31 protein-coding genes are annotated in these 22,536 nt (G+C 44.8%); 5 read left to right on the top strand and 26 right to left on the bottom strand.

The features are described 5' to 3' along the window. Positions 1–32: 32 nt before the first annotated feature. The 13 genes from AC3RCI_RS08030 to AC3RCI_RS07970 form a co-directional block, all read right to left on the bottom strand. Entirely contained in the window at positions 33–302 is a 270-nt protein-coding gene (locus tag AC3RCI_RS08030) for a hypothetical protein (protein WP_492528492.1), read from the bottom strand. Further along, positions 278–439, bottom strand: a complete 162-nt coding sequence (locus AC3RCI_RS08025) for a hypothetical protein (protein WP_492528490.1) — start codon at positions 437–439, stop codon at positions 278–280. Before AC3RCI_RS08025 ends, AC3RCI_RS08030 begins: the two co-directional genes overlap by 25 nt. Positions 440–454: 15 nt before the next feature. Further along, on the bottom strand, positions 455–865 hold the full coding sequence (locus AC3RCI_RS08020; RefSeq protein WP_492528488.1) for a hypothetical protein: 411 nt from the start codon (positions 863–865) through the stop codon (positions 455–457). Continuing rightward, positions 862–1,308, bottom strand: a complete 447-nt coding sequence (locus tag AC3RCI_RS08015; RefSeq protein ID WP_492528486.1) for a LytTR family DNA-binding domain-containing protein — start codon at positions 1,306–1,308, stop codon at positions 862–864. The genes AC3RCI_RS08020 and AC3RCI_RS08015 overlap by 4 nt, the downstream gene beginning before the upstream one ends. 215 nt (positions 1,309–1,523) lie before the next feature. Next, positions 1,524–1,868, bottom strand: coding sequence for a hypothetical protein (locus AC3RCI_RS08010; RefSeq protein ID WP_492528484.1), 345 nt, complete (start codon positions 1,866–1,868; stop codon positions 1,524–1,526). A gap of 12 nt (positions 1,869–1,880) precedes the next feature. Further along, entirely contained in the window at positions 1,881–2,390 is a 510-nt protein-coding gene (locus tag AC3RCI_RS08005) for a hypothetical protein (RefSeq protein ID WP_492528482.1), read from the bottom strand. 55 nt (positions 2,391–2,445) lie between these two features. Further along, positions 2,446–2,928, bottom strand: a complete 483-nt coding sequence (locus AC3RCI_RS08000; protein ID WP_336780871.1) for a GNAT family N-acetyltransferase — start codon at positions 2,926–2,928, stop codon at positions 2,446–2,448. Positions 2,929–3,291: 363 nt separating this feature from the next. Further along, positions 3,292–3,933: a hypothetical protein gene (locus AC3RCI_RS07995; protein ID WP_492528480.1), complete on the bottom strand. Its 642-nt coding sequence runs from the start codon at positions 3,931–3,933 to the stop codon at positions 3,292–3,294. A gap of 31 nt (positions 3,934–3,964) precedes the next feature. Beyond that, positions 3,965–4,426 (bottom strand): NUDIX domain-containing protein, encoded by a 462-nt coding sequence (locus tag AC3RCI_RS07990; RefSeq protein WP_492528478.1) that lies wholly within the window; start codon positions 4,424–4,426, stop codon positions 3,965–3,967. Between the two features lie 98 nt (positions 4,427–4,524). Then, a complete protein-coding gene (locus AC3RCI_RS07985) occupies positions 4,525–5,013 on the bottom strand; it encodes an isochorismatase family protein (protein ID WP_154892351.1) in 489 nt (162 codons plus the stop codon). A 119-nt stretch (positions 5,014–5,132) separates the two neighbouring features. Next, positions 5,133–5,615 (bottom strand): DinB family protein, encoded by a 483-nt coding sequence (locus AC3RCI_RS07980; RefSeq protein ID WP_492473899.1) that lies wholly within the window; start codon positions 5,613–5,615, stop codon positions 5,133–5,135. A gap of 68 nt (positions 5,616–5,683) precedes the next feature. After that, on the bottom strand, positions 5,684–6,424 hold the full coding sequence (locus tag AC3RCI_RS07975) for a metallophosphoesterase family protein (RefSeq protein ID WP_492528476.1): 741 nt from the start codon (positions 6,422–6,424) through the stop codon (positions 5,684–5,686). A 39-nt stretch (positions 6,425–6,463) separates the two neighbouring features. Further along, on the bottom strand, positions 6,464–7,171 hold the full coding sequence (locus tag AC3RCI_RS07970; RefSeq protein WP_154892354.1) for an AAA family ATPase: 708 nt from the start codon (positions 7,169–7,171) through the stop codon (positions 6,464–6,466). Positions 7,172–7,540: 369 nt separating this feature from the next. On the opposite strand from AC3RCI_RS07970, the gene AC3RCI_RS07965 reads away from it, so the two are divergent. Genes AC3RCI_RS07965 through AC3RCI_RS07955 form a run of 3 tightly spaced genes read left to right on the top strand, consistent with a single transcriptional unit; the run spans position 7,541 to position 10,416 of the window. Then, a complete protein-coding gene (locus AC3RCI_RS07965) occupies positions 7,541–8,425 on the top strand; it encodes a PRD domain-containing protein (RefSeq protein ID WP_492528474.1) in 885 nt (294 codons plus the stop codon). Continuing rightward, entirely contained in the window at positions 8,422–8,928 is a 507-nt protein-coding gene (locus tag AC3RCI_RS07960) for a PTS glucose transporter subunit IIA (protein ID WP_154892355.1), read from the top strand. Before AC3RCI_RS07965 ends, AC3RCI_RS07960 begins: the two co-directional genes overlap by 4 nt. 30 nt (positions 8,929–8,958) lie before the next feature. After that, on the top strand, positions 8,959–10,416 hold the full coding sequence (locus AC3RCI_RS07955; RefSeq protein ID WP_492528472.1) for a PTS transporter subunit EIIC: 1,458 nt from the start codon (positions 8,959–8,961) through the stop codon (positions 10,414–10,416). A 151-nt stretch (positions 10,417–10,567) separates the two neighbouring features. On the opposite strand, the gene AC3RCI_RS07950 is transcribed toward AC3RCI_RS07955, so the two are convergent. The 8 genes from AC3RCI_RS07950 to AC3RCI_RS07915 all read right to left on the bottom strand — a co-directional run bounded on the left by AC3RCI_RS07950 (position 10,568) and on the right by AC3RCI_RS07915 (position 17,668). Continuing rightward, positions 10,568–11,581 carry a GtrA family protein gene (locus AC3RCI_RS07950; protein WP_492528470.1) on the bottom strand — a complete coding sequence of 338 codons (1,014 nt, stop codon included), beginning with the start codon at positions 11,579–11,581 and terminating at the stop codon, positions 10,568–10,570. Positions 11,582–11,583: 2 nt separating this feature from the next. Continuing rightward, the gene (locus AC3RCI_RS07945; RefSeq protein ID WP_492528467.1) at positions 11,584–12,579 is read right to left on the bottom strand and encodes a phosphodiester glycosidase family protein; all 996 of its coding nucleotides are present in this window, start codon (positions 12,577–12,579) and stop codon (positions 11,584–11,586) included. Positions 12,580–12,757: 178 nt separating this feature from the next. After that, positions 12,758–13,720 (bottom strand): radical SAM protein, encoded by a 963-nt coding sequence (locus tag AC3RCI_RS07940; protein ID WP_492528465.1) that lies wholly within the window; start codon positions 13,718–13,720, stop codon positions 12,758–12,760. Positions 13,721–13,967: 247 nt separating this feature from the next. Further along, positions 13,968–14,597 (bottom strand): hypothetical protein, encoded by a 630-nt coding sequence (locus tag AC3RCI_RS07935; protein ID WP_492528463.1) that lies wholly within the window; start codon positions 14,595–14,597, stop codon positions 13,968–13,970. Positions 14,598–14,628: 31 nt separating this feature from the next. Further along, positions 14,629–15,198 (bottom strand): GNAT family N-acetyltransferase, encoded by a 570-nt coding sequence (locus AC3RCI_RS07930; protein ID WP_492528461.1) that lies wholly within the window; start codon positions 15,196–15,198, stop codon positions 14,629–14,631. Between the two features lie 81 nt (positions 15,199–15,279). Further along, positions 15,280–15,936 (bottom strand): pyridoxine/pyridoxamine 5'-phosphate oxidase, encoded by a 657-nt coding sequence (locus AC3RCI_RS07925; protein ID WP_492528459.1) that lies wholly within the window; start codon positions 15,934–15,936, stop codon positions 15,280–15,282. Positions 15,937–16,388: 452 nt separating this feature from the next. Next, positions 16,389–16,997: a histidine phosphatase family protein gene (locus AC3RCI_RS07920; protein WP_492528457.1), complete on the bottom strand. Its 609-nt coding sequence runs from the start codon at positions 16,995–16,997 to the stop codon at positions 16,389–16,391. A gap of 164 nt (positions 16,998–17,161) precedes the next feature. Further along, positions 17,162–17,668, bottom strand: a complete 507-nt coding sequence (locus AC3RCI_RS07915) for a DUF2569 domain-containing protein (RefSeq protein ID WP_492528455.1) — start codon at positions 17,666–17,668, stop codon at positions 17,162–17,164. A 357-nt stretch (positions 17,669–18,025) separates the two neighbouring features. Here AC3RCI_RS07915 and AC3RCI_RS07910 point away from each other — a divergent pair, with 357 nt between their 5' ends. Next, a complete protein-coding gene (locus AC3RCI_RS07910; RefSeq protein WP_492528453.1) occupies positions 18,026–18,673 on the top strand; it encodes a hypothetical protein in 648 nt (215 codons plus the stop codon). Positions 18,674–18,690: 17 nt separating this feature from the next. Then, positions 18,691–18,963: a hypothetical protein gene (locus AC3RCI_RS07905; protein ID WP_492528451.1), complete on the top strand. Its 273-nt coding sequence runs from the start codon at positions 18,691–18,693 to the stop codon at positions 18,961–18,963. Positions 18,964–18,986: 23 nt separating this feature from the next. Here AC3RCI_RS07905 and AC3RCI_RS07900 read toward each other — a convergent pair whose 3' ends face one another. The 5 genes from AC3RCI_RS07900 to AC3RCI_RS07880 all read right to left on the bottom strand — a co-directional run bounded on the left by AC3RCI_RS07900 (position 18,987) and on the right by AC3RCI_RS07880 (position 22,449). Continuing rightward, positions 18,987–19,277, bottom strand: a complete 291-nt coding sequence (locus tag AC3RCI_RS07900) for an RNA polymerase alpha subunit C-terminal domain-containing protein (RefSeq protein WP_492528449.1) — start codon at positions 19,275–19,277, stop codon at positions 18,987–18,989. A 20-nt stretch (positions 19,278–19,297) separates the two neighbouring features. Next, positions 19,298–20,305, bottom strand: coding sequence for a phosphotransferase (locus AC3RCI_RS07895; protein WP_492528447.1), 1,008 nt, complete (start codon positions 20,303–20,305; stop codon positions 19,298–19,300). A 70-nt stretch (positions 20,306–20,375) separates the two neighbouring features. Next, positions 20,376–21,110 carry an alpha/beta hydrolase family protein gene (locus AC3RCI_RS07890; RefSeq protein ID WP_492528445.1) on the bottom strand — a complete coding sequence of 245 codons (735 nt, stop codon included), beginning with the start codon at positions 21,108–21,110 and terminating at the stop codon, positions 20,376–20,378. A gap of 226 nt (positions 21,111–21,336) precedes the next feature. Beyond that, the gene (locus AC3RCI_RS07885) at positions 21,337–21,849 is read right to left on the bottom strand and encodes a DUF4275 family protein (protein WP_492528443.1); all 513 of its coding nucleotides are present in this window, start codon (positions 21,847–21,849) and stop codon (positions 21,337–21,339) included. Between the two features lie 60 nt (positions 21,850–21,909). Next, positions 21,910–22,449 (bottom strand): NUDIX hydrolase, encoded by a 540-nt coding sequence (locus tag AC3RCI_RS07880; protein WP_492528441.1) that lies wholly within the window; start codon positions 22,447–22,449, stop codon positions 21,910–21,912. Positions 22,450–22,536: the final 87 nt, after the last annotated feature.

Below are 22,536 nucleotides of genomic sequence, written 5' to 3'. Positions count from 1 at the left end.
TGTAATCTCCTTAGGCGTCGTCATAATGAGAATCATCCCTCTATAACGCCATAATATTGCTTGTACTGGGCAATCCATTCCTCTTTGGAAAAATCTACAAAGTCATAGGACTCACACTGTTTGAGATATTGCAGCTGCTCTTCTGCTTGCTGCTCACCCAATTGCTCCAGGTATATTATCGTCTCCTCGAACCCGGCACCACACAGCAGCTGTACATCCACATAACTGCCCGTATCCTGATTCTTTCTTTTGGCTTGCCAGATGAGCTGAGTGTCCTCTACATGACCGATTGCAAACAACATGATACATAGGTTCTGAGATAATCATTGTCCATCACATTTGGATTGTCGATTTCTTGCTGCAGCAGTGTACGAATGCGCTCCCTGTCCCGGGAGTCCGGCTCCAAGCCGAACTCCTCAAGAGCCTTTTCTTCATTCATATGCTTTCTCCTTGTCTACTTCAGGATCTTGTTTAATTCTTCCGCTTTTTTCTTGCTATCCATTCTAGCATAAAAATAAAAGGCAACGGTGTGCAGCACAATCGACAAAAGCCACATGCCAGGGAACCACGGTGCGATAAAGTGGAACATCTCCTCTGAGAACAACCACACACCCGCCGTACCTCCGAGAATGTTAATGGTAGAAGAGATCACAATATTCCAGATCGGTTTCAACGTAAAGTAGTTCCACAGCGCATCGTACATGACTCCAAATACCACGGCTGCGATGAACGCAATTCCGGCGAGGTTCCATAGATACCCCATCTGGATTGTCTGGTCTTTGAAGAACAAGGTGATCAGCAGCGTGACCCATAGCGAAGTTATTGTAAATACCTGAAAAAACGAATGCTTGAGATTTGCGATCATAATAATTTCCCCCTGAAATTTTTGATATAGTACCGACTGACGTAGTAGCTGGATCCATCCTTAAGCTCAACTTGGATTCTGGCATGATCTGTGGCGGCGAACGTCTGGATGTGTTTAACATTGATCATCGTTGAGTTGTTAATCTTCAGAAACTGGGACGAATCCATGTCTTCTTCCACATATTTAAGACGTTTGCCAAGCAGATAGCTCTCTCCCGAAATCACACGTACATTGCACATTCGATCCTCGGACTCAATGGCAAGAATTGAGCTTGGCTGGATCTGGACATTGCGATTATTCTTCGGATTGATGACGACCAGCTGTCTTTCCAAGTGGCTAATCGCTTTATCAATCTCATCCCAACGCTGTTGTTCGGCAGGGTTGGTCACTATCTTGGCGAGACTTCGTTCCATGGATGCATCTGTTTCAAATGTCACTTTCACGTGTTACCCTCCTCTCATCACTCATATTACAGTCAAAGCAATAACCAGCATACTGAATTGCGTTTTGTTGCAAGAAGTTGCAGGTTTGTTGCACATCAGCTGACTAATGTACGAAGTTCGAATAAATCGCTTTTCTTTTTAACCATCAATTAACGTTGTTATGTGAATTTATATCCATTGTTTATGTATTCTAAAGAATGCTGCATGGGGAATGATCAGTATTCCCCATTGTATTCCACATAACTTGTTGGCTTGAATCGAGACACGTGATACGGCATATATACACTTTGAGAATGTGGTGACAAGTGTTCAACATAATCAATTGCAGCTTCTACCATCTCATCCGATGCAAAAACCGACTCATTCAGAAATCCACTCAATAACGCGGCATTCCCTTTATACTTCAGTATAAGGTAGCCATAACCCGGATCAGCGATCACCAGATCAACAATGTCCTCTGCCGCAGGTTCTCTTGATCCATCATAAAACCTAACGATCATGTCCAGATCTCTATGAAACACATCTACATTGCACGAAAATTTCAGATATTCGAATTTCAATTCCCGGTCTCCTTACCCCTTATCCTCAATTTCAAAATACATCTCCTGATGTTGCAGAATCTCCTTATTTATACTCGCGATCACTTTCTCAGCTTGAGCGCAATATTGAATATACAGATCATTGATTAATTGATACAGGTGGGGGTCTTGCTCCAGATCTGTTGTCGTAACCTCACGCCACTGATCTCCGATTCTATTTTTATCTATAACCACATGCTCGATGTTGTCCAGCAGAGCTACCATCTCCGTCTGGTTAAAAAAACGCATTCCATTTCGGATGCCGCTCCAGCTCTTCATCTCCATGATATTGTAAGCCGAGAACCAGTAAAACTCCGCCAGACTTTTCGTATGGTTATGGTAGGAGTAGAACAGGAATAGTGCTTGTTGGCCTTCATTTAACTGACGGTACATCTCTGTTTTGGCTGCAACATCTTTACCTCGAACGGAAATGAGCATCGGCTGGACACACAACCAGCTAAGTTGCGATGAACCCAAGTCCGCCTGTTTGATTTTCGCTCGCATAACATTCTCCTCTCTTTTCCTCTAATGATTCATATACTTTTCGGCATGGCTATGGTCAATCCATTCGTTTATGAAAAACGAACTGAAGACCATGTGCTCCTATCCTGCGAATGCCCGTGTCACGAAAACCCACCTTCAAATACAGGCTCTGTGCTGCCACATTCTGTTCATTTACAGCGAGGATAACTTCCTTCATACCTGGCTCAATCTGCTGAAGCAGTGGACCGATTGCCTGCATGGCAGCTCGTGCATACCCTCTCCCCTGATGTTCCAACGTAATGGATAATGCTCTTATTAAGATTGCATTCGAATATTTCTTTCCTTCGGCGTATTCCGATTTTTTATGTAAAATAAAGAAGCCCACCGGTGTCTCCTCTTTTAAAATCACAATGGGAACCTTATCCGGGTTGGAGATGGCCTCCTCGATCACTTCTGCAGGTAATGCAGTAAACGAGAACTGCTCTCCGGTCAGTGAAAAATTGGCTAATGCCTCATCATATCTCTCGTGATATTCGGTAAGGCGAATAACTTGATGCATAAGCAGTCACCTCATTTTTTATGTAGCGCAGCACTTTCCTAATGGATCTACTCTACTCTGCCATCAATACTCTTATGATACGTGTTGCGTCGTCGAATTTCATTTGATTATTTCTCTGATGGAAGTCCCATCCTTGGTTTATCGCATATTGAACGAGTTTGGAAATCAGCTTGGGCTGATAGAGTAAAATATCCCATGATTCTTCCCAAAAAACCATAAACTCTACGAAGGTAGATTTGAACGCATTCGAATATATACGAATAGTAATATTGTATGCTTGCTCATCCACCACGTAGAGGAATAAAACCTCATTGACCGTCATTTTACGGACTTCTTTCTTATATACCTTCAACAAAGCACTCCCTAGCTTGAGGTTTTGGTGTGTAAATCTTCAAATACGTTCCATTCCGCAAACAATTGTTTTAGTCTTAGAGCAGTTGTATGAATGAAATGTTCTAGAACGTCCATAGATAAAATGCTCAAATCTTCCGCGGGCTCATGCGCAGGATTATTCAAGAAATCCACTTTCACTTTCCTGTACTGAACCACCTCTTGTTCAAGCAAACCTCCCAGATCATAGGCCTTACCCGCATTCAGTTTATTCAGCAGCTCATGAGACCCAGAACGATTACGCAAAATCATAAATTCCAGCTTCGTTACCTCCTGCGTATACCGCTTCCTGCCATCAGGATGTTCTTCATATGCAGGGTAGATATCAAAGGTCCACACACGGTCCGTATAAATATGGGCGATGTATCCGCACAAATACTGCCAGAATGCAGGATCAAGTTCCGCCTGCTGCCTATGGGACTCCCAAAACGTCCGAAGCTCTTCATCTGTTGCGAATCTGCCTTCTTCGATCATTAGATGTGTTTTTGCCTTCTCACTTCGCTCATTACTTCTCACGTGAATTGAATCAGGAGCCAGACTTCCCAGCAAGAATTCCGGGGATGGATTAGAACTGATTTCAGATGCAACCGCAAAATGTACCATGGGCCAAGGCATACCTATCACTCCATTTTGTTTTTTGTTTTCCTTAACGCAGAATCCCCTGCTTCTCTTGAATCAAATCTATAATAGTCGGCCTCTGCACCTTATTAATCATATCGATCTCGATTTCATCCAAACTTGTAAATGTTAGTTGCAACGACTCTTTATTCTCGTCCTCAAAACATAGTGTTCGTCCATCCTCAGCTAGTTTTCCGTCTAAATTAACTCTGACGTTAAACAGAAACATGACAAATACAACCTCATTGCCATCCGGATAGGTATACTTCATTCTCTCACCCGTGTAGATGGAAGCCAGTTCATACGAAATCACATCCAGACCAGTCTCTTCCTTCACTTCTCTGATCATGGTTTCTTCGATACGCTCTCCGGGCTCCATACCGCCACCAGGCAATCCCCAGTCACCGTAATCGGATCTACGCTGCAGCAGAATTCTCCCATGATCATCTCTGATAATGGCCCCGCCTGTAACCACAATTCGACTTGTCATCTCCGCTGCTCCTTCTTTAAACTTGTAGTCCTGTCTGACGGATCAGCCAAGTATAGCAAAAATGGATACGACCTCGTCGCATCCATGGATATTCTCATTTATTTGATGAGATAGTCTACCACAGGATATGAGATCACATTCCGATCTCTATAGGTAGAAGTCACCGCTTCCTGATGTGTGCTGAGAATCCCATTTTGCAGCATAACGGGCCTGAAGCCTCGCTCCATCGCTCCATTATAAGTGAATAAAACACACTCCTCTGCGGCAAATCCGGAAATGATCACGAGCTCAATGCCATGCCTCTTCAATATGGGTTCTAGCTCTGTCTGCCAGAATGCATTCGAGCTTTCTTTGGTAACGATGAGATCCTTCTCATTGACATTCACCTCGGAAATAATCCGATATTCCTCCGGAGATGATCCTTCCATACCTTCGACGTCTTGCACATGGACCACCACATGATCACTTGAACGAAGCACATCTGCAACATGGTTGATATACTCACATGCGTGGTCTATACCTTTTTGTTCCACTCGACCTCGCACAACACTCTCTTGCATATCCACAATCAGAAAACCTATTTTCATCCGAACACTCCTTGAAATTTTGATTTATAACCTTATTGGTGCTTCTAAATGAAGAATGCTCCCAACATATGTATTCGGTTTTGCAGGCGGGACTCCTCTAAATCTGCTGCAGCTTATTGTTATGCTGAGGTCATGACTTTCTTTTTCAGCATCATAATCTGCCCAATATGATACGCATTGTGAATGCACACATTCGATATGACGTTCCACCACGGAGCATTGAAATAGGAAGGGATGGTCAGTGCCAATTTTGTATCATCACTTTCTTGTACGGCCTGAATCCATTTAAGAAAAGTAGAGCCGACTCGTTCAATACTCTTCTGCCACTCCTCTTCGCTAACGCAGGAAGGGTCAACATAGAACGTTTCATCATTATTTATATGATGATCCATTCTTACTTCACCTTGGATAAAACGATCCAGCCATCGCTCATTCCAGAATATCAGATGATGCACCAGCCTCCAGATGGATTGACCTTCATCATTCGTCCATACAGCCTGAGCAGCGGTTACATCACGTAACATCTCATCCAGCGGTATAAACCAGCTCTTATCATGATGACAGGCAGCCAGTTGGTCCAGCAATACTAATTTGAAACTCATGATCAACTCTCCTCCTTGTTCCAAAACGCCTCTACAAAATCATTCAAATACCTGTCCTATATGCAGTTTCACGCCATTCTTCCTGTCCTGATTGCAACAGCATAATCCTCTCGGCCATTGGTTTGAGCCATGAAACTGGCCCTCTCCCAATCATATTCAACCATGACATGTTCCATATTCCAGTTCCCCTGCGCATTACGATAAGCAATCGCATAGTCCGCGTGAGGCGAGTTGGATTCCATGACATGCGGATAGGGCAAATCATCATGATAAGCAGGCAAACCGACACTGCCTACGTTCACAATTACCTTGTTTGTCGGCAAATATTTCAATTGAACCACATGACTGTGTCCGCAAAAAATATAACGCTGCGGTACATCCAGAAGTTCGTTAGCCAATTGAACCGTATTTTTATACCGGACCCCTCCCGCCGTTACTTCTTCCAGCAAATACTGATCATGCTCCCACGGTGTACCGTGGCAAAATAGTAACTCTTCGTATGCCCATGTACGATGGAATGATCTGATCCATTTTTCAATCCTCTGATCAAGAAGGGGTCTTACAAATTGAAAGGTTTCCGATGAGCTTTCTTGTTGCAAAAGCACCTCGTCACAATTCCCCATCACATGTACGATATTCTCCTGGTCCATTAATAATCGCGCAGTCGCAAGCGGATCAACCGGACCAAACAGGCTATCTCCCAAATTGACGATAAGGTCTATGTTGCGGGCAGCAATATCTTGTAACACGGCCTCTAATGCCAAGTAATTACTATGAACATCTGAAATAATGGCAACAGACTTATGCATGTCATCCCTCCACTTTTTTTTCAATAGTACCAACCTAAGTCAGTCCTTGAACAGCTCGTCCAGCATGCGATGGCGATTCTCCAAAAAGCTGCGGGTGATCTGGTAATGTTCCGTATCTTCATAAGCCATCTTTTGAATACAGCTATCATCAAAATTCAATATGTCTGCATCCGGATAACCCAGCAAAATGGGAGAATGTGTTGCGATAATGAATTGAGAAGTTCCAGACAGATCATGGAGAATGCGCAGCAAGGATAGCTGTCTGGCAGGAGATAACGCGGCTTCGGGCTCATCCAGCAGGTAGATGCCTTTCGAGCTGAAGCGGTTCACAAACAGATTGAGAAAGGACTCCCCATGGGATTGCTCATGCAGCGAGCGTCCCCCATAGTATTCAAGAGAACCCACCTCATCAACATGGGATGCAAATTGATAGAAGGATTCCGATCGCATGAAGAAACCATTCGAAATTTTGGGCAGCCAGGCCAGCCGCAGATAATCCCCTAATGAGGATTCGGAAGCATGCATCGCAAAAACGTTATTTCTGCCGCCCCCGGCTGTATTAAACCCACATTGATGAGCAATTCCCTCCAGCAGAGTGGACTTGCCCGATCCATTTTCGCCGACAAAAAAAGTAATGTTATTTCTGAATTCCAACCGCTCTAAGGATTCTATGGCTGGTATATCAAACGGATACTTCTTGCGATTCTCGACCTTATCCATCATGAGCTCCACACTTCGAAGATACATAGGCATACTCCTATTCTTGTAAGATTTGGCTCCATCTACCCGAACATGATCAACAACGGATTGGGCTCATTTCACCTTAAAAGGTGATCATGGCTCCTTTTTTATCCAATACGGCAGGTACCTTTCATTTACACATTCCCTATATTAAACGACGAATAGACGGATGACAAAATTATGGTTGACGGTGGCGGATCTGGTTCTATATTATGTAGGAAGAACGTTCTGCATAAAACATAAAATGAATTGGCGTGTTACCACCCCAGAGGGCATGAGCCAAGAAGCGAACATGAGACTATATTCGCTTCTTGGCTCTTTTTGCGTTCCGGAGGTCTGAAAGCGTTAACTTTAGAAACGAGGAGGCGGTGAACCGTGAGTAAAGAAATGATGCTGCAGGTAGAGCGGGTCGTCGGCAGCAATATTGTTCTGGCCCGGTCGCACCAGAATACCAAGGAGTATGTACTGATCGGCAAAGGGTTGGGATTTGCATTCAAGGTGGAAAGCACCATCCAGGCCGATGATCCGCGGATTGAGAAAAGGTTCCGGCTGGAAGACCGGGAGGAGTGGGGGCAGGCGCAGGAGCTGATGAAGGACTTGGACCCCAATGTCATCGACATCTCTGACCGGATTATCCGTCTCATCGCTGATCAATTTCCCGGCAAGCTGAATGACAAGATCTACCTTGCTCTTCCGAGTCATATTCAGTTCACCTTATATCGTATCCGCAACGGGATGGAGATTCTGAATCCTTTCCTTACGGAGACAAAGCTCAGTTTTCCGAAAGAGTTCGAACTTGCCTCGAAAGCAGCGGCCATGATCGGAGAGGCCTTTGGCGTAGAGGTACCGGAGGATGAGGCCGGGTTCCTGACATACCATGTGTACTCCTCCGTAAATCACGTCCCTGTCGGACAGCTGGTTAAGGTATCCAATGTGATCAGCAAGCTTCAGTCCATTATTGAAGAGGAGGGTGGCGTTCGATTTGACCAGGGCAGCCTTAGCCAGGCAAGACTCATGATACACCTGCGCTTCTCCATGGAACGCCTGTATCAGCAGCCGATGGCGGCCCCCACCTTCGCGCAATATGTGAAAAATGAATATCCGTCCGAATACCAGCTGGCCAGAAAACTGAGCGCTGTAATGGCCGAGGATTTGGATACAGAGGTACCCGAGGAAGAAACGGCTTTTCTCGCCATGCATTTATATCGGCTTTTTCAAACCCATGCCAAAACCAACAACAGAAAGGACAACACACAATGATCTGGAAATGGAAAAACAACAAATCTGCCAAAATATCTGAAACGATATCTGTCGCCTCCCCGCTCACCGGAACCTGTGTCAGTTTGGAAGAAGTGCCTGACGAAGCGTTCGCGCAAGGACTTATGGGACCGGGAGTTGCAGTGATTCCCCAGGAGGGCAGGCTGGTCGCCCCTATCGACGGCACTGTGGTGCACTTGATCAAATCGCACCATGCCGTAATGATTGAGCACGCTTCCGGGCTGCAGCTGCTGCTGCATATCGGTATGAATACGGTCAGCCTGAAAGGACAGGGCTTCACCCCCCAAGTGCAGACCGGGGATCAGGTCACTGTCGGTCAGACCCTGATTGAATTTGACCTGAATGCGATCGCTTCGGCCGGTTATCCAGTCATTACCCCTGTCATCGTTGCGAATGCGGCTGAACAGCCGTGGGAGTCGCACCCGGAGTATGGCAGCGTAGAAGCAGGCATGGGCACGATCATGAAGGTCAGCTTGTCCAAATAACCTAAATCAAAAAAAGAAAGGAAGAACCATATGCTGAAAGCACTGCAAAAGCTGGGAAGATCCTTGATGCTTCCTGTAGCAACCCTGCCTGCGGCGGGAATTCTTCAAGGCCTCGGTCTTCTTAATTATGAAACGGACATTCCGCTCGGTCCCGTGATCGGGGGATTCCTTAATCACTATGTAGTTCCATTCCTGAATGAGGGGGCGGGAGCGATATTCGGCAATCTTGCGCTCATCTTCGCCATTGGGGTGGCAATCGGACTGGCGGGGGATGCGGTAGCCGCACTTTCAGCCCTGATCGCTTATATGGTGCTGACGCGGATTCTGGGAGCCGTTCCAGGTGTATTCGGCTATATACCTGACGATGTCAAGCTGGATATGGGCGTATTGGGCGGGATATTTGCCGGACTGCTTGCAGCCTATATGTACAAAAAATACCATAATATCAAGCTTCCTGACTGGCTCGGCTTCTTCTCCGGCAAACGCTTTGTGCCGATGGTCACCGCCGGCTCCATGCTGGTGTTGGCCATCCTGTTTGGCATGGTCTGGAGCCCGATTCAGGATGCCATCGGCGCTTTCGGCGCCTGGATTGTAGACTTTGGCGGCGTTGGCTCCATGATATTCATGATCGCCAACCGCCTGCTTATCCCGCTTGGCCTGCATCATGTCCTCAACTCCATTGCCTGGTTCCAGATCGGAGATTATACCAATGCAGCCGGGGAAGTCGTGCACGGCGACCTGACCCGCTTCTTCAACGGAGACCCTACGGCAGGCATGTTCATGTCTGGCTTCTTCCCCATTATGATGTTCGCTCTTCCGGCGGCGGCGCTTGCCTTGATCCATACAGCCCGGCCTGAAAAGCGCAAAATGGTCGCTTCGATCTTTATCGGCGCAGCGGTGGCTTCGTTCTTAACGGGTATTACGGAGCCGCTCGAGTTCTCCTTCATGTTCGCGGCGCCTCTGCTGTACGTGGTACATGCTATTCTTACTGGTGCAGCGGCCTTGATCATGTATCTGCTGGATGTTAAGCTTGGCTTCGCCTTCTCGGCAGGTCTGATCGATTACCTCGTAAACATGAAGCTGTCGACCAATCCGCTGCTCTTGATCCCGGTCGGTCTCGCATTTGCGGTCGTCTATTATTTCCTTTTCCGGTTCATGATTCTCAAGTTTAACCTGAAAACGCCGGGACGCGAGGATGACGCTAATGATGCCGATGCCCCCGCCCATGCTTCCGCCGTGGCAGCGGCGTCTGCCGACACCAAGGCTGGCAAAGTGCTCGCGGAGATCGGTGGCGCAGACAATATCGAGAGCATCGACGCCTGCATCACTCGCCTCCGGCTAGTTGTTAGGGACGACAAAGCGGTCAACGACCAGGCGCTCAAACAGCTTGGCGCTTCCGGCGTCATGAGACTCGGTGGCGGAGCTGTGCAGGTCATCTTCGGCACCCAGTCCGAAATCCTGAAGGATGAGATTAAGAGGCTGATGTAACGCTCGTCCTCCTTTGAGTTTAAAAGGTCGAGAACAAGGGTATTGTTACCCTGTTCTCGACCTTTTTTTGTTAACCAAGAAGCGAAGGATATTCTATTGAATCGGTTTTGATTGAAAAAAGAGAGCAAGCTCTACGCTCACTCTCTCGTTGTTAATAGACAAATTTTCGCTGTGCCCAATAACTGAACAAAAAGATGGACACCTCCGTCAATACCTTGGCTGCGATCAGCGGGATAATCAGTTTTTCGTTATAGAAATATAGCAGTCCGTAATTTAATAGCAGTACCAGAATGACCAGTGAAAAGTATTTCGGTAATGACTGGCGCACCTTGGACGTTTTCCCGGCTGAAAATACATATTTCCGATTGATCGTATAGTTGAAGATGGAGCTGCATAATCTCGCTGCAACGACCGACAGAAATAGATTATGCGTGAAGTACTGGATAACGAACAGCAGTCCAAAATCGATCAGCGCGGACAGTACCGATGATGTACTGAACATGAGAATCGGCATATAAATGCGGAACGAGTCTACCAGCGGGCGAAAATGAGAAGATTTGTTATGATCCAGATATACGGTGTCAATAAACTCCTCGGTGATTTCGTATCCCTCTTTGCGTGCGGTTAATAACATGTTCATCTCATACTCAAACCGATCCCCCTGGATCTGGCATAACCAGTCCAGCATCGAATAGGGAAAACCACGCAGACCTGTCTGTGTATCATATACTTTGGTCCCCGTTGTGATAGAGAAGACCGCCCGGGTAACTGTATTGCCAAAACGACTGCGTGCAGGAATCGTCCCGCTAAAACGACGGCTGCCGAGTACGATCCCTAGGATGGTCTGCTCCAGCAGCACATCGAAAATACGCCGGATATCATGCGGCAGATGCTGCCCGTCACTGTCTGCACATACGACTCCACCTTGTGGTCCGAATTCCTTGATGTACTGGAACCCTGTCTTCAGTGCTCGTCCCTTGCCCAAATTCACAGGATGAGTCAGTATGGTGCAGCCATACGCCTTAGCCGTCTCGAAAATCCCCCGGAATTCCTGGCCGCTGCCATCATCCACAATCACAATAGGCCCCAGTTGGAACGTCTGTAATTGCAAAATTAGATTTAATAAGCGCACATCCGGTTCGTAGGATGGAATTAATATGGTCATGATCATTGTCCCTCCTTGAGGTAAAGGATGTCACTTACGCCGCGTTCCTGATTTCTGCCCAGAGGATTATTCACGACTCTGCCCATGAAATACATCGTGGATGAACCACCGCCATCCAGGTTATAGGCCTCTGTTGCTCCGAGGCCCTTCATCACGTCCGCGAGCTCTGCCAGCGTCATCCCTCGGCTGTCATCCTGTCGTCCGTCCACGACAACAAATACATAATGATTCGGGGCAAGCATGCCGATGGCCGTTCTCGGATTCGCATCCTGAATGGAACGATTGCCGAAGTTGTTATCGATTTTCACACGGCTAAAATCACTTACAATCTCCCCGTCCTGAATCAAAATGGGTCCAAACGACAGCGTATTGGTTGCACCTTCGGCCAGCAGCTCCGAAGAGGAAACTTCCGTCTCGTTGTACGTCTTCATCGTCCCATCAGCGAACAGTGCCATCGCATCACGAACCGGATCATCCCGGTATACCGTACCGTTACGAATAATGACGCCATCACTACGAAAGCCGTAGTAATCACCATTAATGGCGAATATCGCGTTGTTCGCTGCAGCAATCTCTGAGGTGTTCTCCGTAATATTGGTGCCGAAGCTGTTATCCGCCAAAGCCGATTTCAGGCTGCTTGCGTCCGTCATCTGTACATCTGCCACGTAATACGTAATTAGATCTGCACCGGAGCCGGTCTGCACCTTCTCGATGCTCACCTGCATATCATCACTGGAATAGTTCCAGTCATCTGAGGTTGCATTGACCTCTACCGCTGCGTTTGACGCATCATTTGCACTGCTGCTAGTGGCCGAAGCGTTATCATCCGCCACGACTACTTCCACATGCCGGATCAGGTAACGGTCAGCCAGACTATAGACAATTCCGCTGATTCCAAGGATAACGACAAGCGTGGCAACCAGCCATTTACGCCTTTTATTCGGGATTGCTTTTCTATGTGGATCTTTCGGATTGGGTTTATCATACATTCTCATCATTGAAGCCACCTCTTCATCATCTAAGTTCTTAAGGCCATGATAGGCGGGATAGCTTAAATGAATCTGAAACCTATCCAAAGGCAAAAAAAGAAGGTCACCTCCTCCCTTTCAGGGGGTAGATAACCTTCAAACGAATGGATACATTTATGAAAGACTTCGAAATAAGACCTGTCTTCACCTACTCTCCTGTAAATAGTGCATCATACGCAGGGCATGGTCGGTTCTCCAGGAAATCTGCTAATGCAGGCGGCTGCTTGGCGTAAATTTCGTTCAATGATGTTCCATGGTAGATGTTGCCGATGACGACCGGATGGCACAGCTCACAGATAAGAATATCTCCGTTGCCATGCAAATGCAGCTGCTTCGTTCCATCCACACAATTGGAGAAATACACGCCTGGCTGCTCGTGTAGCCCCAACAAATCAGCAAAGCGATCCATGCAGGTGAAGTATAACGTGGTGTCTTCCTTCTTGAATTCAATCAACTCTTTTACAGATCGAACAAGTGATTCCCTGGAAACAATGCTGCTCCAATCGCTGTGCGGCATCATGATACTGTTCTGAATCTCGTGAATCCGCACACCAAGATCATAGACCTTTTGACTAATAGCCAACATGTTCGCTTGTGTTCCCTCAAACAGCAAGGTTTCTAGCACCGTCTCCAGACCAGCTTCTGTACACAACCGGATATTCCGCTCCAGCCTCTCATACATGCTGGGATGAACATGATAATAGGCGGAATAGGCATTCGCATCGGTATAGTTGAACGAAATATGAATATTGGACAACCCTGCATCACGCAGCGCATGAATTCGCTCTTCCGTCAGTAAACTGGCATTTGTATTCAATTGCGTATCAATTCCATGAGCTGCACAATACGTAACAATATCCAGACAATCCTGATACTTGAGGGTTACTTCTCCCCCGGACAAACGCACGCGTTTCAACCTTGGGAGGTCACCGATGATCCGAATAACTTCCTGTGCATCAATACATTGTCCATCATCCCGGTTATAGGCACAGCAATAGTCACACTTGAAATTGCAATTGGAAGTCACCCCGACTTCCAGCCCCTCCAGCTCGTATAACCCGGGCGTTTCCAGCTCGAGTGATTTATATCTGTTTTTTGCGGTCAATTCCATATACCTCCTGGTTCCTTCATCCCATGTGATTACAACCTGGAGATTATAGCGGAAGTATGCAGGGTTCGGATATGACATTATGTACGCTGAGTATGTTTAAAAAAAATAAAACCCACTTCTCCGAAATCATCGGGAGTGGGTCAGGTTCGTATGTACTGTGGATTAGATCATATAAAATGAGAGCTCCAGGATCTCCGCTTGAGATACCGCCATATACTGCCCGATTATGGCCATCCTTGTTACCTCCTTACTCTATGTGATTCCATTCAGGATGGTATGCAAATTCATGATCTGCAATCATCATAAATAACAAGCGCCCCTTCTGATCGAAAGCCATGGATAAGATCTTTACATTTTCGTATCCACCTTCCAGAATGAGGTGATCGAATGATGTTATCGTGTTGTATTGTCCTTGTTTATTTTTCTCAAAAGCGTATGTGATACTGCTGACTTTTCCTTTTTTGGATTCCATAAAAGCTTTTCTTCCGTATTGATGGATTACATCTTGATATGTACTGCCATAGCCTATTCCTCTTAGAGTTTTGAATTTTCGGGGGTTCATAGCTGTATCATAGATCATAATCCCGTCCACAATACCAGTTTTATAGTGGATGCTCACATTATTACGATACTCATATACGTTGGTATGAGCATAGTAATCCACGTAATTTCCTAGTTTTCGCTCAACCTCTTCTCGGGTATCACCGATTTTCACAGTAACGTCCTTCGTTTTGTTTTGAATTTGAAACTCTGATTCGGTAAAAACACCTGACGCAAGAGATTGATTTGAATCCAGTGAAATTTCATTGGATACTTCTGTGTTTGTGTTACTCAGTAAAGTGATTAATAAAACAAAATATAAAATGCCTTTGCTCAACTATAACAGCCCTCTCAAGCACGCTCATGTACTATACCGAATGGATATCTTCTTTTAGAATGGCGTACATCTTCAAGTCCCGAAGCTCATTTTTCACCTTCATATAATTTCGCAATATACCCTCGAACTTCATGCCTACCTTCTCCATCACCTTGGCCGAACCTGTATTATCCACCATACATCTGGCTTGAATTCGCTCCAATCCTACTTCCTCGAATCCAAATTGGATGATCTTGCTTACCACTTCTGTCATAATGCCCTGATTCCAATACTTGTCCGACAACACATAGCCCAATTCTACTCTCATACTATTGCTATCACAGCCCAAATAATTGCAGCTGCCAATCAGCCTTTTGGACTGTTTATCCTCAATCCCCCAGGGCCCGAGCTTGTCAGCCTCATAACGGTTCATGACAAAATCGATAAAACCCTTGGTATCCTCCTTGCTCTGGTGAGCTTCCCACGTGGTGAATTCGGCAACTGCAGGAACCGAGCAGTAGCTGTACATATCGTCCAGATCATCGTAGGTGAGAGGGCGAAGTAAGGTTCGTTCCGTTTCCAAAACGGGAAATGGATCAAAATAGCTTTCAATCGTATTCATACACGTCTCTCCCTAGAATATTAGAATAAAGAAACATACTAAAACTCGTTTGAGATAATGTACGTTCTTTTAATGTGAAAATCATGGCCACAATCTGTGCTGCTTCCACAGCCCGTCCTGCAGCTCGTACCGAATTCGTGTATGTTTTCGCCCCGAATCCCCCTGCCAAAACTCCACTTCTCGAGCATTCACAGCATATAACCGCCAATGGGGCGTAACCATATCCGGTTCACGTTGAATCCGTACCTTCTGAGCTTCAATGGAAGTATTCAATACTTCCTCGTTCTCCAATTCCTGACTCTGGCGCCCTGTCATGGCAACCGCTCTGGCTCCAGCCGAGCGTTTCCGGAAATCATCTGCTCCTGCTTCATTTCCCATATCCGCGGCTGTACCCCTTATACGAACCTGTCTCCCGAGCGCAGGCCAATAAAATGTCAGTGCCACGTGCGGATTATCCTCCAACTGCCTTCCTTTCCGACTCTCGGAACTGGATGCAAAGTAAAAGGCCTCATCAATGACATTTTTCAAAATCAATACGCGCGCATCCGGATAGCCATCTTGATCTACTGTTGAAATTGTCATGGCATGAGGTTCCTTCACATTGGCCGAAATTGCCCCTTGCAACCAGTCTAAAAATAATTCCCCAGGACGGTCTGGTAAATGATTTATGTCCCACGGAGGAAACGGCCCAGACAATGCATGCAAGCTCCACAACAACTCATTCGGTTCACCGCTCATACGCTCACTCCCGTCTTCCAGTTCATTCCATTGTAGCGCAATTGTAATGTACTGGAAACAGAGAGTTTTAGAATAATACAATAAAATATCGTCATAACTAAGACGGCAGATTTGCCCAACCTATAAGTACGTTTTGTTAGGGCTTTAGCTTAATCGACCTTCTAGTTAACTAGAGAATATCTACTTCTTACTCTTAATATTCACCCTAATAAATGCAACAATCGCCATAATTCCTGCTGATACAGATGACCTTATTTTCAATTGTGCAATATCCGAAAAATCTGTGGGCGGATTAAACAGCATGATACATAAATAATATAAATACACGACTATAGAAACAACCAAGACTACATTTGCAATTCTTTTTTTCAACAAAATTGATCCCTTTCTACTATGACTTCAACTATCATTTATCTCCCTATGAGTTATCCTTCTCTGGACCAAATTCAATCTCAATGGCTCACCATATTCATGCTGCTCAATATCCAACCGTTATCACTCTTCTCAATCGTGTGCATACTGGTATGATCGATAGGATGAAAGCTGGATTTATTGCTCCACTCCCGCTTATCGAGCAAATAATAGAGGATATTAATCACTCCGCCGTGCGTAATCAACAGAACGTTGGACTTTATCTTTTTCTCCTCCATGTCTCTGCAGAGTCTATCGAAAGAGGCACAGATTCTGTTATAAAAATTCTGTGGACTTTCTCCTCCTGGAAAAGGCGAATCCATTTCAATAGCATTGAAATAAACTCCTGGGTAATTCTTTTCAGCCTCCTCATGGAGCATGCCCGCCAAATAACCATTATTCATCTCTCGCCAATCTTTCACAGAGCTGCTCGGAATATTTAATTTCTGCTCAACCTCCCTAGCCGTCTGTACTGCACGAGGAAGATCACTACTTATAATCGTATGGATATCATACTGCTCAGCATGATGATGCAGATAATTACCTAGTTGTTCTGATTGAATAATCCCTTGTTCCGTAAGCCCTCGCTGGCTCCATCCACCTCGATACCCTTCGTCATCCGCGCCGTGTCTTACTAGAAAGATCTTCAAGACTATCCCTCCTTAACCTATGTTTTAGCTAGTTTTAATCATCTCTAGACGGATCTATGAAGTTCATAAATAAGATACTTCTCCTTTATGTCTTTCAAATTTGCTAAACAAACCCCGAACTCAGATGGCTTTTATCCAAGATCGGGGCCTTTGGTTTTTACAATTTAATTTACAAAAGTATTACGAACTCGGACTGACTTGATAAAATAAGGAATCCAGATTGCACAAGTGAGAACTGACTTCGCAATTTCTCTCATCGAGCTTCCATCCTCAAGATCTCTCGCCATCGGAATCTGAAGCAACAACAGATAATCAATGATGCCCACGACCAAACTGACACTATAGAAGATAATCATAAGACGTGGCAAAATAGCCTTTTTACTATAAAATGCAAAGACCGTATACAAACTAAACAATAAAAATAACACGTTATATACCAGTTCAAAAATGAGTACTGGTCCCCATAACGGATGATAATAATCTGATTGTTTCGAAGTTAGCAGCTCCCATGTTTCTGTCGTAAATATGGGCACAATTTGTTGAATCAATTGCACTGCGAGCAAAACAATCGTAAGAAAGAGACCAATTTGGATGAGGATCAGCCATCCTCCTAATCCCGACACGCCCAGTGGTCGATATTCTCTCTTCTGCTCTTCAATAGGTGGTTCCACGGATAACACGTCCTTATACTGTTTTGTCATTCTGAGATGAATCATTTCTCATCATTTTCAAACCTACAATTGCCCCTACCTTTTCTTACTTCTCGAACGTTCTATGTACTAACTCCTTCATTACAACTACGTTCCTCACCTTCCTCAATTATAAAAATTTACACAGATTCCTTATTATACTACAAGTGTGAATATACCGATACAGCATATCAGCCATCCATTAATCCACAATGTAGAGGCAAAAGAAGACCTCTTCGCTATACTTATGCCATGTTCAGCCCTTCATTTGTACGTCATACTTTACTTCATCAAGTGCAGATGTAGACTCTGCCTACCAGAATGAAGGAGGGCATGGATATGTCCAAACGAAACATAAAACTTATGCCTTTTGCTGATCTTTCAGCATATATGGGTGGCTTCAAGATCGTTTCCACGCAGTGGGGTGCCGATGGGAAGGTGTACGTGCTGCTAATAAATCAAGTGCCGGAGAGAGAACGAGACATGTTCGTTCAGACCCATTTAAATCAAACCTACACCTACAAAGTTCTGATTGTGTCTGAGCAACATGTGGAAGAGGTCGTGATCTGGGGACAAACCTACAATTATCATTATGTACAGCCGCTGCATGATCACCTTTTGCTTGTCGGTGCACGCTGTACCCACTACGGCAATGATCAGTATGACCTGAATGCCAGAGTGTGTGATATGAAGGGGAATCCGATTCGGGATTTCCTGTTAGGGGACGGGATTCAGAGTGTTCAGGTGACAGCGAATGGAACAATCTGGACCAGTTACTTTGACGAAGGCATTTTCGGCAATTACGGATGGAGCGATCCGATTGGTTCCTGCGGTCTGCTGGCTTGGGATGAGCAAGGTAACAAACTCTATGAAAACCGCGAAGCTGATATCGCCGATTGTTACGCACTTAATGTCGTGAATGAGGATGAGGTCTGGTTTTATTATTACACCGATTTCGAACTTGGTTGTGTGTCAGGGGTATCGTAGATTCCAAGGTCACGTTTGTGAAACCGAGCATATCCGGCTCTTCCGGATTCAGTACGGATGGTTATCACTTCTTGTTCGATGCTGGATATGGTAGACACGGAACGTTTATTCTCAAAAAAATGGATAAGCCAGGACGACTGACGAAGGGGCAAAAAATTGAATTGGTTAATGAGTTCAATAAGCCTTTCAAGCAAGCAAGGCAGGATTTTCGTGAGCAACGACTGCTCCTTAGCGAAGGGAATTTACTGTACCAGCTGACAATCGAAGAGCTGATTTCTAGTCTGGATTAATGGTCATGGAGCGGAGAGGGTTATCATGCAAACGACAATCCCTCTTCCTCAAGAGCATATCTAAGTTTCGGCATCACAGATGGCCCTATACCGTGCAGCTTCAGGATTTCTTTCTCGGTATATCTCGAAAGTATAGCCAACGTTGTAATCCCCTCATTTTCTAAGGCACGTCTGGCAGGTGCAGACAATAAGGCCAGAAATCCTTCTTTCGGTTTACGTTCAGATTCGCAGATCGGACAAGTTGGGCAGTCACTTTTTTTGTAATACGAATGTCCATGTTCACATGTTCTTCGTGTTCCTTTGTCGTTTGTCATTTGGGATCTCTCCTTCCGAGTTACATACTCATCCAACTTTCAACCTCCGGGATTATACGATCATATCGTTTTAAGTCCTCTATATTACCTATAACTTGTGCTGTTCCCATTCGCTGTTCATCTTGATCTGTACATTCAATCCACAACGAACGTTTCAGGCTATATTCGAGCCAGTCTAACTTTCCAAGAAAACCACTCTCCAAAACCATACGCCAGTCGGCACTTAAACAGCTCACTCGTTTACGATATCCATGGATAAAGGTTGAGAATCTGTCTTTGTCTACATTCCCAGTGTTGTCTACAGACCAATACATAGCTGTTTCCATCAAATCATGCATGGGGTTGATGTTGCCTGCTGATTCCCAATCAATAATTATTGGGCTATTCTGCTGCCACATCACATTCTTGGGCTCCAAATCTCTGTGACTAATCACTGTATCTGAAGATAAGAGTTGCGATGATCTCTTTGCCCTGGCATTCCACTCATACAACTGTTGGATCGTTGAATCTAGAAGCTCATTCCATTCCAGTCTCTCATTTTTTCCTTTGTTCAGATAAAAAGCCCAGTCTGTTTCTTTCGAAATATCCATTTGTGACCTTGCCATATCAAGTTGTGAAAAATCGATCTTATGCAAATCTGCAAGAATCGTACCCATTTGATCACAATGCTCGTTGGTAACTTCATTATGCTCTAGACTTCGACCATCAATCCAATCGAATATAAGATAGAATTGATTATCTATGTTATGGACCGAAGAGTTATTAATTCTTTTTGCTGGTTGTACAGGGACATGTTTATTCGCCATATTTGCTATTTTCTCTGAATTCATATAATTTTGCACAGCTTCAGGCCTATTCATAATCTGTGGATTCAATGCCTTAATTGCATATTTATTTCTTCTTGTCTCTATGACATACATTCGATGTAAGAGTCCACCCAATATTGGTTTGGGTGTACTTATCAGTTCACCAAGATTTAATTGATCGCACACTTTCTCAAAATTTAGTTTATACTGAATATCGCTCATAACGTTACATACCTTCCGTTAATTATTGTTGTTTCACATAAATATCTGTTAAAAATTAACGAACAAAGCGTTACCGATCTATATGAACATGTTTCTCCAACCACTCTTTTGCTTCTTGCAGCATCCCCAACGTTATGTGATGATTTACGCCTGCATACTCCACTAATTTAAGTGATGTTTGATTATCCTTTTCAGACATGCGTTCCATAAAGTATCGCTGGCTTTCGATGGGAATGGTTTTATCTTCTTTTCCATGCAGCAGGAGGAATGCTTGGTCATTAGAATCGTTAATATTGAACAAAGGATCATATTTCCTGATATGTTCAGCTTCAATTGCACTCATCGGTCTTCTCCCGTCATGTTCACGGAAAATCTCCTCAGACCTTAACCAGGCACAAGAAGCATTCATGATTACTGCAGACTTTAAATTTGAATCGGTCGCGCAAACCCCACCTGCAATAAATCCACCAGCCGAATTTCCAATAATGCCTACAGCATGGTCCGTATTGAGGATATCTGCAACAATAGCGCTTGCCTCTTCAACCGCTTGAATCACGACTGACCAAAAGTGTTGTTGTAAAATACCGGTATCAAAATACGCTAGATTATCGCGTTCACCGTGGTGAGGCAGCTCAGGAATGATTACTTTATATCCCCAATCCGAAATCATTGATCCAAAAAACAGATAGTCTCGTATAGTGGACCCCCAGCCATGATATAGGATGATTGTGCCTACAGGCGGTAAGTATGGATCTATCTGTAAGCAAGGCACTCCAGCAATCGTACATTCATTTATTATTCTCATAATCCCTCTTTCAAGGGTAGCGGGACTTCAAGCGAATCCGTACCCATCATCCTTTTCCCATTCTCTTCTTTTGATCCGACTTCAAGTCCAATTGCTATCGATTCTGAAGTTGACATTGATATTTGCTCTGGTATCAAATTGATCATAACCGTTCCAGTTCCGCCTCCGGTTGGTACATAACTGCGATCTCTCCTGACTCGTTGAAATGGAATTCTGCTGAATACTGTTACTTTAATGGACTAATTTTATAAAAATAAGGCCCACACATGTCTTCGTGAGTATGTACATAGGTCCAGGTAAACTGACAGTCAAAGATATAGATATCTTGTTCAGAATCAAAGTCCGCTGCAACGACTGCATTCGCATTCTCATAGACCTGGATAAACGGCGTATGTTGATACATGACATATAGGTCATTTTTGAGCTCGGCATTAAACGCATCTCGTGCTGAATCGCCCGTTAAACACGCTTGTTTCTTATAACTAAACATATGCCATTTATATTCGCTGTAGTAGATCGCGTCTTTTGCCTCGTCATCCAGATTGCCGGCAAATACCTCATCCCACTGCTTAACAATGCCCTCCGATTCCTCACACAGCTCCGTCACCTGAACTCCCTTATTCGCCAGATTTTGCTCAAAAATATATCTACGATATACAAGCTCGATCCGCGAGTACGCCACATTCAGTTCACTTTCAGGCAAAACGTCTAACATCTTGTTAATTTGTTCTCGAATCACGTTGACCTCCGTTTGATATGAAATTAGGTGTATCTTCGACCTGAACCACATCCCTGTTTCTTACCGTCTAGCTTCTTCCCGCAATACATAAGCCAGTTGGTACATCTCCGCAATGTCATGTCTATTCTGATTCTGAAATCTCCGAATAGCTTCAGCAATTTCTACAACCTCTACGGCAACAACCTGCTCTCCATCAACCGGATTCAGCGGATTGCCTACAAGTTCAACATCTCCATAGCCAATCAATCTCACAAAATGAGGATGCGGAATATGTGGTCGATACGGTTCAACGGCACCAGATGTGCAATAGAACTGACCGAATATCTGATAGGACTGCAGCTCCGCACCCAGCTCTTCCATCACTTCGCGCTTTAATGCATCCGAATATCTCTCTCCAGGTTCCAATGTTCCTCCCGGCAGCTCCCATTTGCCATTATCCAGTTGAAACACGACGCACTGCTTCCCGACGAACGGGATAATGCTCACGTTGCTTACCAGCGCTTCATCCACGATATCGTTCAACCTGAACTCCGCAGTCACCGTCCCCCAATGAATAGAGGCACTCAGTGCCGGAAAATGTTCAATATTTAAGCTTTGCATCCGCATCAGCCCCTCTCTAGATAAAGTAAAATCTTCCACTTCATTCTTTCTTCAATTATAGATGAAAGGATAGAAAGAAGGCCACCT

Source organism: Paenibacillus sp. MT124 (assembly GCF_058792755.1).
This window is presented reverse-complemented; position numbering and strand designations above follow the sequence as displayed.

What these genes read in the sequence shown, in the direction of transcription:
- AC3RCI_RS08030 (WP_492528492.1), bottom strand. Translation starts at nt 302, where the DNA reads ATGTTGTTTGCAATCGGTCATGTAGAGGACACTCAGCTCATCTGGCAA.
- AC3RCI_RS08025 (WP_492528490.1), bottom strand. Translation starts at nt 439, where the DNA reads ATGAATGAAGAAAAGGCTCTTGAGGAGTTCGGCTTGGAGCCGGACTCC.
- AC3RCI_RS08020 (WP_492528488.1), bottom strand. Translation starts at nt 865, where the DNA reads ATGATCGCAAATCTCAAGCATTCGTTTTTTCAGGTATTTACAATAACT.
- AC3RCI_RS08005 (WP_492528482.1), bottom strand. Translation starts at nt 2,390, where the DNA reads ATGCGAGCGAAAATCAAACAGGCGGACTTGGGTTCATCGCAACTTAGC.
- AC3RCI_RS08000 (WP_336780871.1), bottom strand. Translation starts at nt 2,928, where the DNA reads ATGCATCAAGTTATTCGCCTTACCGAATATCACGAGAGATATGATGAG.
- AC3RCI_RS07995 (WP_492528480.1), bottom strand. Translation starts at nt 3,933, where the DNA reads ATGCCTTGGCCCATGGTACATTTTGCGGTTGCATCTGAAATCAGTTCT.
- AC3RCI_RS07990 (WP_492528478.1), bottom strand. Translation starts at nt 4,426, where the DNA reads ATGACAAGTCGAATTGTGGTTACAGGCGGGGCCATTATCAGAGATGAT.
- AC3RCI_RS07985 (WP_154892351.1), bottom strand. Translation starts at nt 5,013, where the DNA reads ATGAAAATAGGTTTTCTGATTGTGGATATGCAAGAGAGTGTTGTGCGA.
- AC3RCI_RS07980 (WP_492473899.1), bottom strand. Translation starts at nt 5,615, where the DNA reads ATGAGTTTCAAATTAGTATTGCTGGACCAACTGGCTGCCTGTCATCAT.
- AC3RCI_RS07975 (WP_492528476.1), bottom strand. Translation starts at nt 6,424, where the DNA reads ATGCATAAGTCTGTTGCCATTATTTCAGATGTTCATAGTAATTACTTG.
- AC3RCI_RS07970 (WP_154892354.1), bottom strand. Translation starts at nt 7,171, where the DNA reads ATGTATCTTCGAAGTGTGGAGCTCATGATGGATAAGGTCGAGAATCGC.
- AC3RCI_RS07960 (WP_154892355.1), top strand. Translation starts at nt 8,422, where the DNA reads ATGATCTGGAAATGGAAAAACAACAAATCTGCCAAAATATCTGAAACG.
- AC3RCI_RS07955 (WP_492528472.1), top strand. Translation starts at nt 8,959, where the DNA reads ATGCTGAAAGCACTGCAAAAGCTGGGAAGATCCTTGATGCTTCCTGTA.
- AC3RCI_RS07950 (WP_492528470.1), bottom strand. Translation starts at nt 11,581, where the DNA reads ATGACCATATTAATTCCATCCTACGAACCGGATGTGCGCTTATTAAAT.
- AC3RCI_RS07945 (WP_492528467.1), bottom strand. Translation starts at nt 12,579, where the DNA reads ATGATGAGAATGTATGATAAACCCAATCCGAAAGATCCACATAGAAAA.
- AC3RCI_RS07940 (WP_492528465.1), bottom strand. Translation starts at nt 13,720, where the DNA reads ATGGAATTGACCGCAAAAAACAGATATAAATCACTCGAGCTGGAAACG.
- AC3RCI_RS07930 (WP_492528461.1), bottom strand. Translation starts at nt 15,198, where the DNA reads ATGAATACGATTGAAAGCTATTTTGATCCATTTCCCGTTTTGGAAACG.
- AC3RCI_RS07925 (WP_492528459.1), bottom strand. Translation starts at nt 15,936, where the DNA reads ATGAGCGGTGAACCGAATGAGTTGTTGTGGAGCTTGCATGCATTGTCT.
- AC3RCI_RS07910 (WP_492528453.1), top strand. Translation starts at nt 18,026, where the DNA reads ATGTCCAAACGAAACATAAAACTTATGCCTTTTGCTGATCTTTCAGCA.
- AC3RCI_RS07900 (WP_492528449.1), bottom strand. Translation starts at nt 19,277, where the DNA reads ATGACAAACGACAAAGGAACACGAAGAACATGTGAACATGGACATTCG.
- AC3RCI_RS07895 (WP_492528447.1), bottom strand. Translation starts at nt 20,305, where the DNA reads ATGAGCGATATTCAGTATAAACTAAATTTTGAGAAAGTGTGCGATCAA.
- AC3RCI_RS07890 (WP_492528445.1), bottom strand. Translation starts at nt 21,110, where the DNA reads ATGAGAATAATAAATGAATGTACGATTGCTGGAGTGCCTTGCTTACAG.
- AC3RCI_RS07880 (WP_492528441.1), bottom strand. Translation starts at nt 22,449, where the DNA reads ATGCAAAGCTTAAATATTGAACATTTTCCGGCACTGAGTGCCTCTATT.